Source organism: Rhizobium sp. CC-YZS058 (assembly GCF_034720595.1).
Lineage (GTDB): Bacteria > Pseudomonadota > Alphaproteobacteria > Rhizobiales > Rhizobiaceae > Ferranicluibacter.
Map to the genome: position 1 here is coordinate 1219112 of NZ_JAYESJ010000001.1, position 16022 is coordinate 1235133.

Genomic DNA, 16022 nt, shown 5'->3' on the forward strand with positions numbered 1-16022 from the left:
GCCGAGAGGTCGCCTTTTGCGCGTCTAGAGTATGCCTCGTCTCAAGTCGCTTCCGCCTCGACTAACCGCTGCGCCACCTCGCTTGGGTAGAGCGCCTGGTGATGAAGCAGCCCGGCTTCGGGAGAGAGATCAGACGGTGACATGGCGCAGCTGGTACAAGACTGAGCGCTGGCGCAAGCTGCGGGAGCAGGTCCTCCTGCGCGATCTCTATACCTGCAAGCAGACGGGCGTCCTCTGCAGTGGTCGCTACCCAGCAGATGACAGCCCGGTCGTTGACCACAAGGTGCCGCATCGCGGTGACGAGGCGCTGTTCTGGGACTTCGATAACCTGCAGACCGTGAGCAAGGCCTACCACGACAGCGAGAAGCAAAGGCAGGAGCGGTCGGGGCCTCGATGGTGAGGCGACAGCCTCAGCACCCCTTTCAAAGGCACGCCTAACGTTAGGTGTCTCTAAAGGGTGGGGGGGGTAGAAAGTCTGCCAAGCCGCCAGCTTCCGGACCCGCGTCCCCCGCATTCAGGGATTTTTTTCTCGTGGACACGATTTTCGACCTCTTCGGCAACCCGGTTCCTCTCGGCCGAGGCAAGCGCGGACGGCCAGAGCACGTCCCGACTATCGAAAACCGCAATCGTGTCAGCATCTTACTAGCGGCTGGATGGAGCAATGAGCGGATCGCCAATGCTCTCGCCATCACTCTGCCGACGCTGCGGAAGCATTATTTTGCTGAGCTCAAGGCGAGAGATGCCATGCGCGACCGACTAGAGGCAAGACGCCTCGAACTGGCCTGGCGGACGGCCGAGGCCGGCAATGTCGGTGCAATGAAAGAGTTCGGCCGGCTGCTCGAAAAGAACGATCGCATGGAGATCGAGCGCGAGCTTTCTCAGACCGGCAAGACCGATGCGCCGGCAGAGGCTCACGCACGGATTGGCAAAAAAGCCATGGATGCTCAGCGCGCCCTCGACGCTGACGCTGAGCTGATGACCGAGCTTGAACAGGAAGCCAACCGGAATGCTCGCCACTGACGATCTGCCGCGCTTCGCCTGCCCCGATTGGTGGGACAAGCTGCAGGCTGGCGAGACACCGATGGCAGACGTGCCGCTCAATGAGCAGAAGGCTCGCAAGGCGCTGGCGTTCTTCAATCGCCTCCGGCTGCCTGATGTGCCCGGCAACCCGCCGCTCTCAGAAGCCTGCGGTGACTGGTTCCGCGATATCCTCTGCGCCTTCCTGGCGAGCGAAGATCCGGACACCAAGCGCCGGCTCGTCTGGGAGCTGCTCTGCATGGTCCCGAAGAAAAACTCGAAGACGACCTATGTGGCTGCGCTCGGGCTGACCGCATTGTTCATGGAGGATGCCCCGAACCGTCAGATGCTGATCGTGGCGCCCAGCCAGAACATCTCGGAGCGGTGCTTCGAGCAGGCGCAAGGCATGATCCGCCTCGATCCGAAGCTCAACGAGATCTTCAAGCTTCAGGATCACCTGAAGTGCATCACGCGGGAAAAGACGGGCACGAAGCTGAACGTCAAGACGTTCGACACGTCAATCGTCACTGGCGAAATCCCGGTGCTGACGATCATCGACGAGCTGCACGAGCTCGGCAAGAACGCCAAGGCGACGCGCGTCATGCAGCAGATCCGCGGCGGCGGGATCACGAAGCAGCGCGGCCAGGTGCTGATGATCACGACCCAGTCGGATGACATCCCGTCCGGTATCTGGCGCACCGAACTCGACAAGGCCCGGGCGATCCGGGACGGGAAAGGTGGTGCGTCGCCGATCATGCTTCCGGTGCTCTACGAGTTCCCGCGCTATCGGCAAATGGATCAGGACTTCTGGCGCAACCAGAACAACTGGAGCTTCCTGCTCCCGAACCTCGGGCGCTCGATCGACCCGCAAGCGCTCATCGACGATTACGAAAACAACGGCAAGGTCAGCAAAGAGACCGAGCAGGTCTGGACGAGCCAGCACCTGAACATCGAGATCGGCGTGGGCCTCGGCGGGGACGGATGGTCCGGGGCAATGCACTGGCAGTCATGTGTCGACGCGAAGCTGACCGGGCTCGACGCGCTGCTCCGCCGCTCGGAGGTCTGCACCATCGGCATAGACTGGGGCGGCGCCGACGACCTGGCAGCCCTCTACGTCATCGGCCGGGAGAAAGGCTCGCGGCGTTGGCTCGGCTGGACACGAGCATGGGCACGACCCTCCGTGTTCGAGCGCCGCAAAAGCATCGTGCCGAAGCTGCGCGAGTTCGAGACGGCCGGCGACCTGGTCGTTTGCGACACTGGCGAAGAGCAAGCGGCCTCGGCGGCCGCGATCTGTAAGCAGGTGTTCGAGGCTGGCAAGCTGCCGGAAGCGGCCGGGATCGGCCTCGACAGTGCCGGCGTCGCGCTGCTGCTCGACGCGCTGGAAGATGCCGGGCTTGTTGAGCCGCTGGTACAGGCCGTTCTGCAGGGCTGGAAGCTGCAGACGGCGATCTCTTCCGTGCCTTTGAAGCTCGAGGACCAGCGCTTCGTGCATGGCGACCAGTCGATCATGGCGTGGTCAGTCGGCAACGCCAAGCAGACGCTGCGCGGCAGCAATTATGTGGTGACCAAGGAAGTCTCCGGCGCCGCAAAGATCGACAACCTGATGGCCCTCTTCAACGCGGCGATGCTGATGTTCCTGAACCCTGAGCCCGTTGCGACCTTTGACGCTGATGCGTGGATTGCGAGTTATGCATGAGCTGGCTCACCAGACTGTTCGGGCGCGACGGCGTGAAGGATATCGAGGCTTGGCGCGGTGGTCAGGTCTCGACTGAGAACGGGAATAACTTCACCACCAACCAGGTGACGGTTGCCAATTATCAGGACAGCCGAGCCGGTCAGGCAGGCGGTGCGGTTGGACTCTCAGCCACCTGGGCATGCGTCCAATTGATCGCCGGCACGATCGCCTCGCTGCCCTTGATGGTCTACCGGACCGACAGCGATGGCATCCGCCGCGTTGCACGGGACCATCCGCTCTACTTCGTGCTGCACGACAGCCCCAACTACGACCAGACCGCCGTCGACTTCTGGGAGATCATGGCGGCGAGCATCGAGCTGCACGGAAATGCCTTCGCCGTCATGGAGCGGCGGACGGGCGGCGCCCTTAACGCGCTCCATCCGATCCGTCCGGATCTGGTCACCGTGCGGCGTATCACCAGCGGCGATCTGGAGTACGAATGGACCGAGAATGGCCGGCATAACGTCAAAACGAGCCAGGAGATGCTCCACATTCGGGGGCCGCTTGGCGATGCGCTCTCGGGCGCGTCGACCCTCTCAGCATGCCGATCGGTGTTCGAGGACGCGCTCTCGGCCGAGTTTGCCGCCGGTGTCATGTTCCGCAACGGCGTCAGCCCGAGCGGTATTCTGTCCACACCGGCTGATGTTCGGCTCACTGGCCCGCAGCGCGAAGAGCTCGAGCTGCGCCTGCAGGAAAAGCATCAGGGCGCGATCCGCAGCGGTCGCCCGATGCTCCTTGATGGCGGGCTGACGTGGAACTCGCTGTCTATCGATCCCACGGACGCGCAGATGCTCGAAACCCGCAAGTTCAGCGGCGAGCAGATCTGCAGGCTGTTCGGTGTGCCACCAGCCATGGTCGGATTCGGCGACAAGGCCTCGAACTGGGGCACCGGCAAAGAGGTCGATGTCCTCGGCTTCCAGAAGTTCACTCTGCGCAAGCGCATGAAGCGCATCGAGCAGGCGCTCCTCAAGCAGCTCGTGCCGCTCGCAGAGCGCAGGACGCAAGGCCTCGTGATCGAGTTCAACTTCGAGGGGCTGCTCCGCGGCGATACGGCCAGCCGCTATGAGGCCTACGAGCGCGCAATCCGAATGGGCCTGGCAACGCGAAACGAGTGCCGCGCTCTCGAAAACCTGCCGCCGATCGCCGGCGGCGACATCGTAACCGTCCAGATGCAGGACGTCCCGCTCGCAAACGTGATCAGTGGAGAAGGCAATGGACAAGAAAACAGCCCCGCTGCTTGAGATCAAGAAGCTCGAAAACAGTGGCGAGTTCGAAGGTTACGGCTCCACGTTTGGCGGCGAGCCGGACGCCTACGGCGATGTGATCGCCCCCGGCGCCTATACCGACAGCCTCGTTACCCACAAGGCGAAGGGCACGATGCCGAAGCTCTTCTGGCAGCACAACGCCGATCAGCCGATCGGCAAGTGGCTCGAAGCGAAGGAAGACGATCATGGTCTTCTGCTGCGCGGCAAGCTGAACATGGACGTGCAGCGTGGCCAGGAAGCCTACGCGCTCCTGAAGGCCGGCGACATTGACGGCCTGTCGATCGGCTACCGCATCAAGGAATATAGCGTCGACACCGAAAGCGGTGTCTGGACGCTCGAAAAGCTCGATCTCGTCGAGGTCAGTGTCGTTTCCGTCGGCGCGAACGAGAACGCCGTCGTGCAGAGCGTCAAGGCGGCGAAGGCCGCGCACGACCTGATGGAAAAGCTGAAGGCCGGGGACCGGCTGACAGAAAGGGAGTTCGAGACCTGGCTCAAGGGGCTGGGCTTCTCGAACTCGCAGGCGGAGCGCGCCGCGCGCCTCCACCTGAAAGGACAAGGGGACCTTGTCGACGCGGCTGATGAAGGCGCCGCTTTCCTGCGTGCGCTTGTGGGCTAAGGCCCGATCCCAACCGAAAACTGGAGGTTCCCCATGTCGGGACAGAAACTGGCCGCGCTCAGCTGCGGCTCGATCGCCTTTGCCGTGGCATCCATGGCAGTTCTGCGGTTCGCCCCGCAGATCGTCTTCGCGCCGCCGGACAGCGGCACGCATAGCGGCAAAACGGCTGCGGAGCTTGCGGCCGAAGTTCGCCGCGACTTCGACACCAAGCACGACGCGGTGAAGGAGATCGCCGAAAAGGCGCTCGCCGAAGCCGGGAAGGGCACGCCGCTCGCCACCACGGCGAAGGAACTGGCCGACCAGGCCATTGCAGGCATGAACGAAGCCAAGGCCCGTCTCGATGAGATGGAGCAGAAGATGGCGCGGCGGACCGATCCGACCGACACCCCGCGCACTGCCGGCGAACGCTTCGTCAACGACGAATCCTTCAAGTCTTTCGCCGGTCAGACCCGTCCGCGCGGCCGTGTCCTGGTCGACGTGAAGGACATCACCTCGCTCACGACCGATGCTGCTGGCTCGGCCGGTGCGCTGGTCAACTCCGACCGCCGCGGCCTGCAGGTCGAACAGCCGCAGCGCCGCCTGACCGTTCGCTCGCTTTTGCTGCCCGGTCAGACGACCAGCAACCAGATCGAGTACGAACAGGAGAAGCTGTTCACGAATGCCGCTGCGCCGGTCGCCGAAGGCGCCCCCAAGCCGCAGTCCGAGCTGCAGTTCGAGGACAAGGTCGCGAGCGTGCGGACGATCGCGCACTGGATGCGGACGTCGGTCCAGATCCTCGCCGATGCGCCGGCACTGCGGTCGATCATCGACCAGCGTCTGCGCTACGGCCTGTCGCTCGTCGAGGAAAACCAGCTGCTCAATGGGTCCGGCACTGGTCAGAACCTGCTCGGCCTGATCACGGCTGCCACCGCTTACGCGGCGCCTGGCAGCCTGACGGCGACCACGCAGGTTGACGTGCTCCGCCTCATGATTCTGCAGGCGGCGCTTGCCGAGTTCCCGCCGAATGGCATCGTCATCAATCCGATCGACTGGGCCGCGATCGAAATGGCGAAGGATGCCGGCGGCAACTACATCATCGGCAACCCGCAGGGCACGATCTCCCCGACGCTCTGGAGCCTGCCGGTGGTCGCGACGCAGGCGATCGGCGTCGACAAGGCGCTCGTCGGGGCCTTCAATCTCGCTGCCCAGATCTTCGACCGTCAGGACGCGACGATCGACGTTTCGACCGAAGATCAGGACAACTTCATCCGCAACAAGGTGACGATCCGCGCCGAAGAGCGTCTGGCGCTGGCGATCTACCGCCCGCAGTCGCTCATCTACGGCGATCTCGGCCGCGTCGCCTAAGGCGGAGTGCTCTGGCAGTCGCCGCGACCAGCGGCGCCTGCTCCCTTGCGGAACGATGGAGACGATCATGATCAAGGCAGTTTTGCTGAAGCCGCTCGATGGTGACCCGGAAGGCACCGAGCGTGAGTTCGACCAGGCGGACTTCGACTTTCTGGTGAAAATGAACGCTGTTCGCCGTGCGGATGGCAATAATGTGCAGCATGCAGATGAGCTGCGCCTCGACGGCCCGACCGTCGCTGAATTCGTGGCTCGTGGATACAAGGCCTCGGCATATCCACCGAGCGGCTATGCTGCGCGCAGCACGCCGGAGGAGATCGCCACAGCAGTTGCCGCCGAGGGCGCTGGCGACGACGCTTCGCAGCCGGAAGAGAAGGCAGCACCTGCCGTCGAGAACAAGATGGCGCCCGACGTCGCCAACAAGGATGTCGTCGCCTCCACGACCAAGCGCCGGAACCGTTGAACATGACGCGTCCCGTTCTCGTCACGCCAGCAACCGTTTTGCCTGTCACCGTCGATGAGGTGAAAGCGGCTCTTCGCATCGCTGTCGTTGGCGAGGATGGGGCCGTCGAGCCGCATGATGATGATGGCCTCATCGAGACCTTGATACAGGCGGCAGTCGATCACTATTCCGGCTGGAATGGCACGCTCGGCATCAGCCTGGTCGAAAGCGAGTGGGAGCAGAAGTTCGACAGCTTCTCGCAGATCCTGCCGCTGCTCGTTGGGCCGGTGCTGAGCATTGCGTCGCTCGCATACCGAAACAGATCCGAGCTGTCGACGACGATCAACGATAGTGTGTATTCGCTGAAGACGGATGCTGCCGGCCGCAGCTTCGTTCGCTTCGCCAACGCCTTCATCTTGCCGTCCGATCTCTACGAGGATGAGGCCGTCCTGGTTCGCTACAAAGCCGGTTGGCCGGTAGACGCCGGGAAGGCGACGACACCAGCCGACTTGCGGACCGCAATCATGATGCGCGTGCAGCTGCACTACGATGAGGCTGCCACCGGCGGATCGACGACGCTCGAGCGGGTCGAAGCGAACCTGCTCAGCAAGTATCGAAGGTTCTCTGTCTGATGCCGGTCACCGCGCAGGATCTCCGGCACGTAGTTGCCTTCGACAAGCTTGTCGACCAGCCAGATGGGCACGGTGGGACGGAAACTGCCTGGACCGACGAGGGTGCAGCTCTGAAGGAGCGGGCCCACTTCAAGTATCTTCGTGGCGGCGAAACTGCGCTGGCTTCGCGCCTTGCGAACCGTCAGCCAGTCATCATTACCGTAAGGGCAAACGTGCGAACACGTGGCATCACGGCAGCTTGGCGGGTGCGAGACGTCAAGGCGGGGACAGTATTTGCGATCCGCTCGGTGATCACTACCGAAGACCTGCGCTTTGTGGAAATCACTGCTGAGACCGGGCTCGCAGTCGCGCCATGAGTGCCTCGGTTGGTTTGCAAGACATCATTCTTGCCCGCCTGAGAGGCAGCGACGCTGTCGCTGCGCTCGTTGGGCAGAAGATTTACGACGGCGTGCCGACGACGGCAGCCTATCCCTATGTCAGCCTCGGCGCGACCGACCTTCGGCTGGATGATGCCGATTGCGTGTCGGGCAGGGAAGAGACGGTGCAGATTGACTGCTGGTCGCAGGACAACGCGCGCCTCTGGCCGTGCAAAGCGCTCGTTGATTCAGTCGTCCGAGCGTTGGTTAAGGAGGGAGGTGACGCCGACGAGATACCGGATGGCTTCGTTCTCGAATTTCGGTTGGAGCTCGCACGCGTTTTCCTTGATGCGGATGCAAAGACCGCGCATGGCGTGGTGCAGGTTACAGCCATCGTCGAGGAGATCGACTGATGGTGCAGGGGCAGAGCTGGCTCGGGAAATCTGCACATCGGGGATGAGTGGAGTTTCTGCCTGACTTCGGCTTAGATGCCGGGAACAGGAGAGACCATGACGAGACGACTGCGCCGGAACCATAGCCCGGCTTTCAAGGCGAAGGTGGCACTTGCCGCCATCCGAGGTGAGCAGACGCTGGTGGAGTTGTCCCAGCAGTTCGATGTGCACGCCAACCAGATCAAGCAATGGAAAGACCAGCTCCTTGAGGGGGCGACGGGTGTGTTCGGCGATGAAACGAAGGCGGAGCCGTCGGGTCCGACCATCGATGTCAAAACGCTGCACGCGAAAATCGGCGAACTGACACTGGAGAACGATTTTTTATCCGGTGCGCTCGGCAAGGCGGGATTGCTGGGCGGAAAGAAATGATCGACCGCGAGCACAAGCTATCCGTCGTGCGCCAGGCGAAGCTTCTCGGCTTCAGCCGTGGCAGCGTCTACTATTCTCCACGTCCGGTGTCTGACGGCGATCTGGCCCTTATGCGCCGGATTGACGAACTGCATCTCGACTACCCCTTTGCCGGAAGTCGGATGTTGCAGGGGCTCTTGAGAGGAGAAGGTCTGGAGACCGGGCGACTACACGTCGCCACGCTGATGAAGAAGATGGGCATCGAGGCGATCTACCGCCGCCCGAACACCTCGAAACCGGCGCCAGGGCACAAGATTTATCCCTACCTCCTACGAAAGCTGGCAGTCACCCGGCCCAATCAGGTCTGGGCAATGGACCTGACCTACATCCCCATGGCGCGGGGATTTGTCTATCTGTGCGCCGTCGTGGACTGGTTCAGCCGGAAGGTCTTGTCATGGCGCTTGTCGATCACGATGGAAGCAGCCTTCTGCATCGAGGCGGTGGAGGAGGCACTTGCCCGTCATGGCAAGCCGGAAATCTTCAATACCGACCAGGGATCGCAGTTCACCTCCATCGACTTCACCGCCGTGCTGAAGAGGTCGCAGATCGCCGTCTCGATGGATGGCAAGGGTGCCTGGCGAGACAATGTCTTCGTCGAGCGGCTCTGGCGTTCGATCAAATACGAGGAAGTCTACCTCCATGCCTACAAGACTGTGTCCGAGGCACGCGCTGGCATCGGCCGATATCTGAACTTCTACAACACCAGACGCCCACATTCATCCCTTGGCCGGCAGACGCCGGATCAGGCCTACTTTAACGCGCTGGCACCGATGATGGTGGCGGCATAATCGAGGCGGAAATCCACTTAGCAAAACGCCCGAAACTGTTCAGACAAACCGAACCACCTCTCTATGAGTCTCGAATGTTTGAGAGAGCGATTGTCCGCCATCTGTCGGGTTTATCAGCCTTTGATTTCGGGCTATTTGCCGAGACACTGCTTTTTTATAAGGAGACACTCCTCCTAATTAACGCCCCCACCTCATTTTTGCTGCTGAAGCACATAGGCATCGATGGCCTGAAGCGTATGGTAGAAGACGGCCACTGCCGATTATCTTATCAGAGCAAGGAATTAGGGGTGGTCACAGACAGCCATAATGGGCTGCCAATCTACGCTGTCGTAGAGGCTACGAGAACATTCCAAGACACAGTCAGAGAGGGAACTCTTTCTCAGGAGCGCCTGATTGCTGACGCCCTAGTTAGGGCTGGATTTGGTTCCGTTGAAGCTAGCAAGGCCGTTCGGCAACTTTTAGACATCGCTCCTAATGAAAATAGGCGCTTTTCCGGGCGCGACCTTCCTGTCCTTCAGATGGCGATGCAGGATCTCCTGAACCGACCCTATACGCAGATTGCTGCGAAAATTTCGATCGAATCAAGGTTTCCGATGTTCAGGGTCCCGGACCATTGGACCTTTGTAATTCACGAAACGGCGGGGCCGCGAGGAGACAGACTTTTCTTTGTCGTCGAAACTAATTACGATTTCGATTATTTGCGGAAGTTGTGTCCTTGGTGCGGAGAAATAAGTACAGCGACCGTGTTGAATGATATTTTAGAGACCAGAGGCGATCTGGTATTTTCAGCAAAACAAATGGCTGAACCAGTAACATCTCCGTTGCGATCCCGTATGATGCAGGTCAAATTTGATCTGCTTAGTAAAATTAGGGAAAAAAGTCACGATGATATAAGACTTTTCAACCATGTAATGTTGAAGACAAATAATATCCGTGGAGCTGTGAATAGTGGGAAAAAAAATTTCTCCGATGTTATAGAGATCATTGAAAATGCCGGAAAATTCAAGGGTTGGTTGACGGGCGTTGACCCAGAGGTTGGGCTACTCACTGAGTACTACAAAGCTATTACAAAAACCTCGTGGATAGAGCGTCTTCCAACTAAATGTAGTCGGTTCACTGCGATGACAGGAGCGGGTGTGTTGCTAGATGTCTTCGCAACAGGAGGGGTAGCAACCGCAGTGGGGTTGGGTTTGGCTGTGGCAGACACCTTCCTGATAGATAGGCTGTTCGCGAGTTGGCGACCAAATCACTTCGTAGAAAACGATCTGGTGCGGTTCGTTCAGTGACCCGCAAACGTCGCGCATATGCATCGCCCCAAGCTCATCTGATGGGGTCCGCCCCAACGAAAGGCCCGCGTCGTGCGGGCCTTTTTGCGTTCTGGATCTGGGCGCCGGGCAGAGCGGCTTCTAGATCCTCTGGCATGTCATCCTTTCAACAGCAGTTCCGCGCGATCGTGGGGCACAACTACACGCCGAGCCAGGAGCTCGACGCGGAGCAGGCGCGCGCTCTGACAGCGCTGATCTTCAGCATGCCTGACTGCGAGGTCGTCCGCGACGGCGAGTTCATCGAGTACGAGGGGTGGAGCGCGGAGGAGGGCGTCTATCTCGCCGTGACCGTGAACGATGAGCACACCTATGGTGCCGATGCGATATGCGGCCCGCTCGATCGCTTTGACGAGTAGCAAGCCGCACGCACGGTTGTGTCATTTGACATAGCATGCCTGTGACATAAATCCCGGATGTGGCGAGCTTGAGCCGCCCCGCGCGTCATGTATTGCGGGGCGATCTCAGACACGAAACGACGTCATGTGCTTCCCCGACGGCGCGATCGCTGGGAGCCCGGTCGACACCTTCACCCTCACATCATAGCTCGTCATCACCTGCTCGACGATCTGCGCGATCAACCTTTCGCGCGCAGCATGCGCTACTGCTCTGTCCCGCCCCGCCATGACGTGGGCATCCCCCTCGGGGAACGAGGTGAGCACCTCCGCGATGCGCTGCTCGACCTTGCCATCGGGCACAGGCTCTCCCTCCCGATAGAGTTCTACGGCGAAGAGCAGCCGGCCGGTGAGTTGCTGCGCCAGCCCCATCACCACGTCCATCTTCCGCCCGACTCCAGGCCGCATCCCTCCATAATTCCTTCGCTGCCATTGCTTTGTCAGCGCCAGCGCCATGGCGATCTGCAGTTCGACGGTCGAGCGGGAATCTCTGGACATAGGTTATCCTTCACGCGAGGGCGTGTTCTGGCGGGGCGAAACTGGCTGATAAGCGGCCGTCATGACCGGATGTTCCGACTATGTTCCTATTTGGCGGGGAGTCAATTCCTACGGCGCGCAGGTGCTGCTCGATCCACACCGAATCGTTATCCGGCGCGCGGAACCGCGGTGGCAGCATGCAGTTGGCCGCCGACGTCCGCAGGAGGATGACATGGCGATTAAGGCACCGCGTGAGGCAGGCGCTTACCCAGACAGGATGCTCGAATGCGAGGAGGCTCTAGAGGACGACGTGATCGTCATGTTCGAGGACGCCGCCTCGTCCGGCTGGACACCAGCAGAAACCGCTATTGCCATCTCCAACTTGGTAGAGAACTATCTGCTCGGACTTGGAGCAAATGCCCAGACAGAGGTTCAGATCCTGCGGGCGCGAATAGGGCGAGCGGATGAGTAGATACCAGTGCGTGATTACAGGGGCAGACGGGGACATCCTCACCGACGATGTCATGAGCCACCTTGAGCTGGACGCAGCCGCGAAGCAGAATGGCCTGAAGCACGAGTTCATGATCGCCTTCGTTGCTCGTTCTTACGAAGGGCTCGTCAGCAACCCCGCCGGAGTCACGATGGTCTGGCGGCAGCTTGACGATGCAGGGCCGCTCGACTGAGCGGACCTTTTGCGGACCGCTTCATCGGACAGAACTAGAACAAACGAGAACACACCATGCCCGCTTGCCCCAGAGAAGGTGGGTTTGCGCGAAGCCTACGCCGTTCGGGACGTGGGGCGCTACTCAAGCTCCGGAATGTCGCCCGACTGGAAAAGCACGATCGGCGGGCCGTACTCGCCGATGTCCGGATCTGCATCGCGGCTCCAAGCAACCACGCCTGAGTGCTTCTCTGCAAGCAGCCGTGCCTCCCGCTTGGCCTTCTCCTCGGAATCCATCTGCCGCGGGTCGAAGGCCTGCAGCAGGTTCCCCTCGTCATCCTTATCGAATGCTGCCAGGACTATGAGCTTGGTCGGCTTTGCCATGGTGTCTCCCGCGTTTGGTCAGGGCGATCCTGCTCGCCTTCCGATCATGCTGTCGGTGAACTGGCGTAAATTCTGCGCAGGTCAAGCTGTGCCGGATGCGTGTCACCTGAAGGTAGGCGGAGGCAACCTGAACGCCGATCGAGTGACACGCCGCCTTGAAAAGCCTCCGTGTTCTGGAAGCTTCCCAAGCTGAAAGCCGAGGCAGTGATGGTTGGCTAAATAATTCATCGCAAGACGTTTATGTATATGCTTTAATAAGTTTAGTATTGATTTAGGAGGGAAAAATGTTACGTTATTTTGGTGCAGTCGCCTGCGCAGCTTTTTTGCTCACGACGCAGGCGGAGGCCAGGAAGGCGTCTTGTCGTGTGGATGATCCACATGGTCGACTACCGAAATTCCTGTCGTTCGATCTCGACGATACAAAGCCGCCATACGTTTACAACGTGAACGGAATCGACAGTGAATCGTCCAAGGACGATATGGTTGACATCCTCCCATACAACAGGGCAAGCGTTGAATTCGAAACTTGGTACTTCAGCGAGGTTGAGATTGAGTCCAAGGCGCAGATGTCTCGGGTTCGCATGGCCTTCGGCGACGCTGAATGGGGAACGCGGGACTTCCGGCCGAAATATGTGTATAGTCTGTTCATAGACTGGGCTGGTGGCACGGCCGGATGGTTGAATGAACTATTCATGTACAACATCGGCAATGTCTTAGAACGAAGGCCGGAACTTGCCGCCTACCCGGCGTCGTGTCGACGCTTGGACTAGCTAGACGCTCTTAAGCCACATCTGATCCCCTTAGATTCCTCGAGGAGCAACGGTGGCTCTCAACACGCCTCAGTTGTGGCGAATATCCTGCAAGGTCGGTTAGCCCTGAGATCCGGAACGGAGGGGGAAGACAGGCGGCTAACTGGTTAGTTAACCCACTGTTTTTTCGCAGTCGTGATAGACCCTCCGGGCCCACCATCAACAAGAGAAGCCCCTGATAGGATTTATTTTTTCGGACTTTTAGCCTTATCGGCAACAGGGTGCAGGGTTTTCATGGCTCGCGTCTGTTCCGCTACGAGATGGGATGTCCTGATCCAAAGCGCGCTCTGTCCACCCCCCTCGTGTAAACTTGCGCCTGCTAAGTGTTCGACCAGCCGCATCGAGCGATACGCTACTCCATACAGAACGGCCGCCGTTCTGGGAACGGCGGCCAAAAGGCTTGGTCATAGAAATGAAATGAGATCGTTATGCAGTGCAGCATGATGTTGCGCTGCAAACCTGTCGAGTCTTTTTTGATATCCGTTTATGACTCATGTGTGGTCGTCTTCAGGATGTGTGTATCTTGCAACAGCCGAATGGCGCGTGCGACTTTAAGTTGTGTTGATTGCAGGCAAGCTTACAGCTGCCGCTCTCCGCCCCGCAATCTCCTGCGCGATCTCGGCGCCATCACGCGCTGCGCCCCAGAAGTAGCTGACGAGGTTCGGGCGCATGCCGGCGAACCAGAGGGTGGGGTCCGGGCTTGCCGGGCCGCCGTTCGGCTGGAGGGGGTGGCCGGTGTCGTCGAGAACGTCGAGGGAGCCGAGGAGATCGGTCAGGCCCGGGCGGTAGCCGGTGGCGAGGATGATCGTGTCCGGTTCGATCTGTTCGCCGCCCGCCAGATGCACCGTCGCGCCCTCGATGCGCGTGACAGGCCCGATCAGGCGTGTGCGGCCGGTCTTGATCGAGGCGATCGTGCCGTCGTCGACGGGAATGGCAATCTGGTTCTTTCGAAGTCTGGTGGCGGGGCCTTCCGCAGGCTCGGGAAAGCCGAGCTGCGTCAGCCGGCCGAAGGCCAGTCGCTCTGTGAGGCGGATGGCGGGGTCGACGAGGCTGGAGGGAAGGCGCTCCATGATGGGCGAAAGCCGGTGCACGGCAAGCCCCTTCAGCCGCTTCGGCAGCACGGCGGCGCCGCTCCGCACCGAAAGCCAGAGACAGTCGGTCTTGACGCGGGAGAGATGGTTGACGACGTCGAAGCCGGAATTGCCGCCGCCGATGATGAGAACCCGGCGGCCTTCATAGTCCTTCGCCCGCTCCAGCTGCGCGGCGTGGAGGAGGGTGCCGCTGAAACTTTCAAGCCCAGGCAGAGCGGGCCGCAGCGGAAGGCGGTCGCGCCCCGTGGCGATGACGAGATGCGCCGCCTCCAGCGCCGCACCATCGGCAAGCGTCAGGGTGTAGCCACCAGCCTCGCGCCTTGTGATCGTCTGCACGGCCGCATTGGTGCGGATGGGAAAGGGCGCGTTGTCGGCAAAGCGGCGGAGATGGGCGATCACGGCATCGCGCGGCGGGAAGGCAGGCGTGCCCTTCGGATAGCGAAGGCCGGGCAGGGAGGAGAGGTCGCGATGGGTGTTGAGTGTCAGCTGCGGATGACGCCTTGCCCAGCTGCTGCCGACCGTCTCGGCGGCCTCCAGAACAAGGCAATCCACATGTTTTAACGTTAAGTGATGCGCAACAGTGAGCCCGGCCAGGCCAGCACCGATGACAAGGACAGGCGGGTCTCTGTATAAGGCATGCATGGGGGAGACCATGGGCAAGGCAGACCGCCTTGGCAACCCTTTTCCCGAAACTCGGATCAGCCTCGCGCAACGGATTTTCGTCCGGTGGCGGGCAAGGGGCTGATGAGGCCTCGCAACCAAAGGGCAATAGGCGGACGTGGCCGTTCTAAGCGCAAGACGAATCATCGATGCTGCACTGGATTCGCGGCTTCCCGCGGTTGCCGAAACCGGGCTCTGCCCCTCAAGGCGCCTTGCGCTCTGCCGCCAGCATGGGGACTTCTCGGTCGCTTATTCGGCCGCCATGCAGCAGGGCTTGCGCTATTTCGGCGATGAAGCGGGCTATCTCGCCTATGCGACCAAGATGGGCCACAGCTTCGTGCTCGGCGATCCCGTTGCCGCGCCTGAGGCGAGGGAGACCTATCTGCGCGCCTTCGTCGCCGAGGCCAAGGCGCCCTGCTTCGTGCAGATCGGCCCCGAAACGGCGCAGGTGCTGGCAGGGCTCGGTTATCGAATCAACCAGATCGGCATCGATACCGTGCTCGCCTTCGATCGGCACAGCTTTGCCGGCAAGCGCAACGAGACGGTGCGCTATTCCGAACGCTGGCTGATCAAGCAGGGGTACCGGCTGGTCGAATGCGACGGCACGGTGGGGGAACGGGCAGCGCTGAAGGCGCTGTCGAAAAAATGGCGGGCGGGCCGTGTCGTCCATCGGCGCGAAATGGCCTTTCTCAACCGGCCGTTCCTCAGCGAACTCATGCCCGACATGCGCCGCTTCCTGGTGCTTCATCCAGGCGGCGAGCCGATGGCAGTGATCGATTTCGATCCGATCTTCCGGGATGGCAAAGTGATCGGCTACACGACCGCCTTCAAGCGCCGGCTGCCCGATGCCTCCTCGCATGCCGAGATCGGTCTCACCAAATTCGCGGCCGACCGGTTCCGCAGCGAAGGTCATGAGCGATTGACGCTCGGTCTTTCGCCACTCGCCTCCCTCGGGCCGAGCGGCTATCCGGAAAGCGCGGTCTGGGCCTGGCTGTTTTCCCGCGCCTATGCCTCGCCCCGCATCAATGCCCGCTTCTTCAACCTGCAAGGCCAGGCGGCCTTCAAGCGCCGATTCCACGGCGAGGAAGTCCCCACCTACATCGCCTTCAAACGCCGCACCCCGCTCGAAATGCTGGCCCTGCTGCGGGTGCTGAAGACGATGTAGGCGCGC

General features: G+C 60.9%; 20 protein-coding genes. 17 read left to right on the forward strand and 3 right to left on the reverse strand.

The features are described from left to right. The first annotated feature begins 136 nt into the window (after positions 1-136). The 13 genes from U8330_RS05930 to U8330_RS05990 all read left to right on the forward strand — a co-directional run bounded on the left by U8330_RS05930 (position 137) and on the right by U8330_RS05990 (position 10733). A complete protein-coding gene (locus tag U8330_RS05930; RefSeq protein ID WP_323104216.1) occupies positions 137-400 on the forward strand; it encodes an HNH endonuclease in 264 nt (87 codons plus the stop codon). A gap of 131 nt (positions 401-531) precedes the next feature. Continuing rightward, positions 532-1020 carry a hypothetical protein gene (locus U8330_RS05935; RefSeq protein ID WP_323104217.1) on the forward strand — a complete coding sequence of 163 codons (489 nt, stop codon included), beginning with the start codon at positions 532-534 and terminating at the stop codon, positions 1018-1020. Further along, a complete protein-coding gene (locus tag U8330_RS05940; RefSeq protein ID WP_323104218.1) occupies positions 1007-2713 on the forward strand; it encodes a terminase large subunit domain-containing protein in 1707 nt (568 codons plus the stop codon). The genes U8330_RS05935 and U8330_RS05940 overlap by 14 nt, the downstream gene beginning before the upstream one ends. Then, positions 2710-3993 (forward strand): phage portal protein, encoded by a 1284-nt coding sequence (locus U8330_RS05945; RefSeq protein WP_323104219.1) that lies wholly within the window; start codon positions 2710-2712, stop codon positions 3991-3993. The genes U8330_RS05940 and U8330_RS05945 overlap by 4 nt, the downstream gene beginning before the upstream one ends. After that, entirely contained in the window at positions 3965-4633 is a 669-nt protein-coding gene (locus tag U8330_RS05950) for an HK97 family phage prohead protease (RefSeq protein ID WP_323104220.1), read from the forward strand. The genes U8330_RS05945 and U8330_RS05950 overlap by 29 nt, the downstream gene beginning before the upstream one ends. Before the next feature lie 33 nt (positions 4634-4666). Continuing rightward, the gene (locus U8330_RS05955; RefSeq protein WP_323104221.1) at positions 4667-5977 is read left to right on the forward strand and encodes a phage major capsid protein; all 1311 of its coding nucleotides are present in this window, start codon (positions 4667-4669) and stop codon (positions 5975-5977) included. Positions 5978-6044: 67 nt separating this feature from the next. Further along, positions 6045-6437, forward strand: a complete 393-nt coding sequence (locus tag U8330_RS05960; protein ID WP_323104222.1) for a hypothetical protein — start codon at positions 6045-6047, stop codon at positions 6435-6437. Positions 6438-6439: 2 nt separating this feature from the next. Beyond that, positions 6440-7048, forward strand: coding sequence for a head-tail connector protein (locus U8330_RS05965; protein WP_323104223.1), 609 nt, complete (start codon positions 6440-6442; stop codon positions 7046-7048). Continuing rightward, positions 7048-7404 (forward strand): head-tail adaptor protein, encoded by a 357-nt coding sequence (locus tag U8330_RS05970; protein ID WP_323104224.1) that lies wholly within the window; start codon positions 7048-7050, stop codon positions 7402-7404. The genes U8330_RS05965 and U8330_RS05970 overlap by 1 nt, the downstream gene beginning before the upstream one ends. Continuing rightward, entirely contained in the window at positions 7401-7817 is a 417-nt protein-coding gene (locus U8330_RS05975; protein ID WP_323104225.1) for a DUF3168 domain-containing protein, read from the forward strand. Before U8330_RS05970 ends, U8330_RS05975 begins: the two co-directional genes overlap by 4 nt. Before the next feature lie 96 nt (positions 7818-7913). Continuing rightward, a protein-coding gene (locus U8330_RS05980) for an IS3 family transposase (RefSeq protein ID WP_323103163.1) occupies positions 7914-9052 on the forward strand; the annotation gives its coding sequence in 2 pieces (ribosomal slippage) (positions 7914-8172 and positions 8172-9052; 1140 coding nt in all). Positions 9053-9126: 74 nt separating this feature from the next. Beyond that, entirely contained in the window at positions 9127-10338 is a 1212-nt protein-coding gene (locus U8330_RS05985) for a hypothetical protein (RefSeq protein ID WP_323104227.1), read from the forward strand. A gap of 134 nt (positions 10339-10472) precedes the next feature. Further along, on the forward strand, positions 10473-10733 hold the full coding sequence (locus tag U8330_RS05990) for a hypothetical protein (RefSeq protein ID WP_323104228.1): 261 nt from the start codon (positions 10473-10475) through the stop codon (positions 10731-10733). 105 nt (positions 10734-10838) lie between these two features. Here the strand turns inward: U8330_RS05990 and U8330_RS05995 are convergent, their stop codons facing one another. Beyond that, complete coding sequence (locus tag U8330_RS05995; RefSeq protein ID WP_323104229.1) at positions 10839-11267, reverse strand: hypothetical protein; 429 nt, start codon at positions 11265-11267, stop codon at positions 10839-10841. A gap of 211 nt (positions 11268-11478) precedes the next feature. On the opposite strand from U8330_RS05995, the gene U8330_RS06000 reads away from it, so the two are divergent. Continuing rightward, on the forward strand, positions 11479-11718 hold the full coding sequence (locus tag U8330_RS06000) for a hypothetical protein (RefSeq protein WP_323104230.1): 240 nt from the start codon (positions 11479-11481) through the stop codon (positions 11716-11718). Continuing rightward, positions 11711-11929 (forward strand): hypothetical protein, encoded by a 219-nt coding sequence (locus tag U8330_RS06005; RefSeq protein WP_323104231.1) that lies wholly within the window; start codon positions 11711-11713, stop codon positions 11927-11929. The genes U8330_RS06000 and U8330_RS06005 overlap by 8 nt, the downstream gene beginning before the upstream one ends. A gap of 119 nt (positions 11930-12048) precedes the next feature. Here U8330_RS06005 and U8330_RS06010 read toward each other — a convergent pair whose 3' ends face one another. Next, on the reverse strand, positions 12049-12291 hold the full coding sequence (locus U8330_RS06010; protein ID WP_323104232.1) for a hypothetical protein: 243 nt from the start codon (positions 12289-12291) through the stop codon (positions 12049-12051). A gap of 284 nt (positions 12292-12575) precedes the next feature. Here U8330_RS06010 and U8330_RS06015 point away from each other — a divergent pair, with 284 nt between their 5' ends. Beyond that, positions 12576-13061: a hypothetical protein gene (locus tag U8330_RS06015; protein WP_323104234.1), complete on the forward strand. Its 486-nt coding sequence runs from the start codon at positions 12576-12578 to the stop codon at positions 13059-13061. Between the two features lie 590 nt (positions 13062-13651). Here the strand turns inward: U8330_RS06015 and U8330_RS06020 are convergent. After that, a complete protein-coding gene (locus U8330_RS06020; protein WP_323104236.1) occupies positions 13652-14998 on the reverse strand; it encodes an NAD(P)/FAD-dependent oxidoreductase in 1347 nt (448 codons plus the stop codon). Between U8330_RS06020 and U8330_RS06025 the strand changes: the two genes are divergently transcribed. Continuing rightward, positions 14970-16016: a phosphatidylglycerol lysyltransferase domain-containing protein gene (locus U8330_RS06025; protein ID WP_416236824.1), complete on the forward strand. Its 1047-nt coding sequence runs from the start codon at positions 14970-14972 to the stop codon at positions 16014-16016. The two genes, U8330_RS06020 and U8330_RS06025, sit on opposite strands and share 29 nt — an antisense overlap. The last annotated feature ends 6 nt before the right edge of the window (positions 16017-16022 follow it).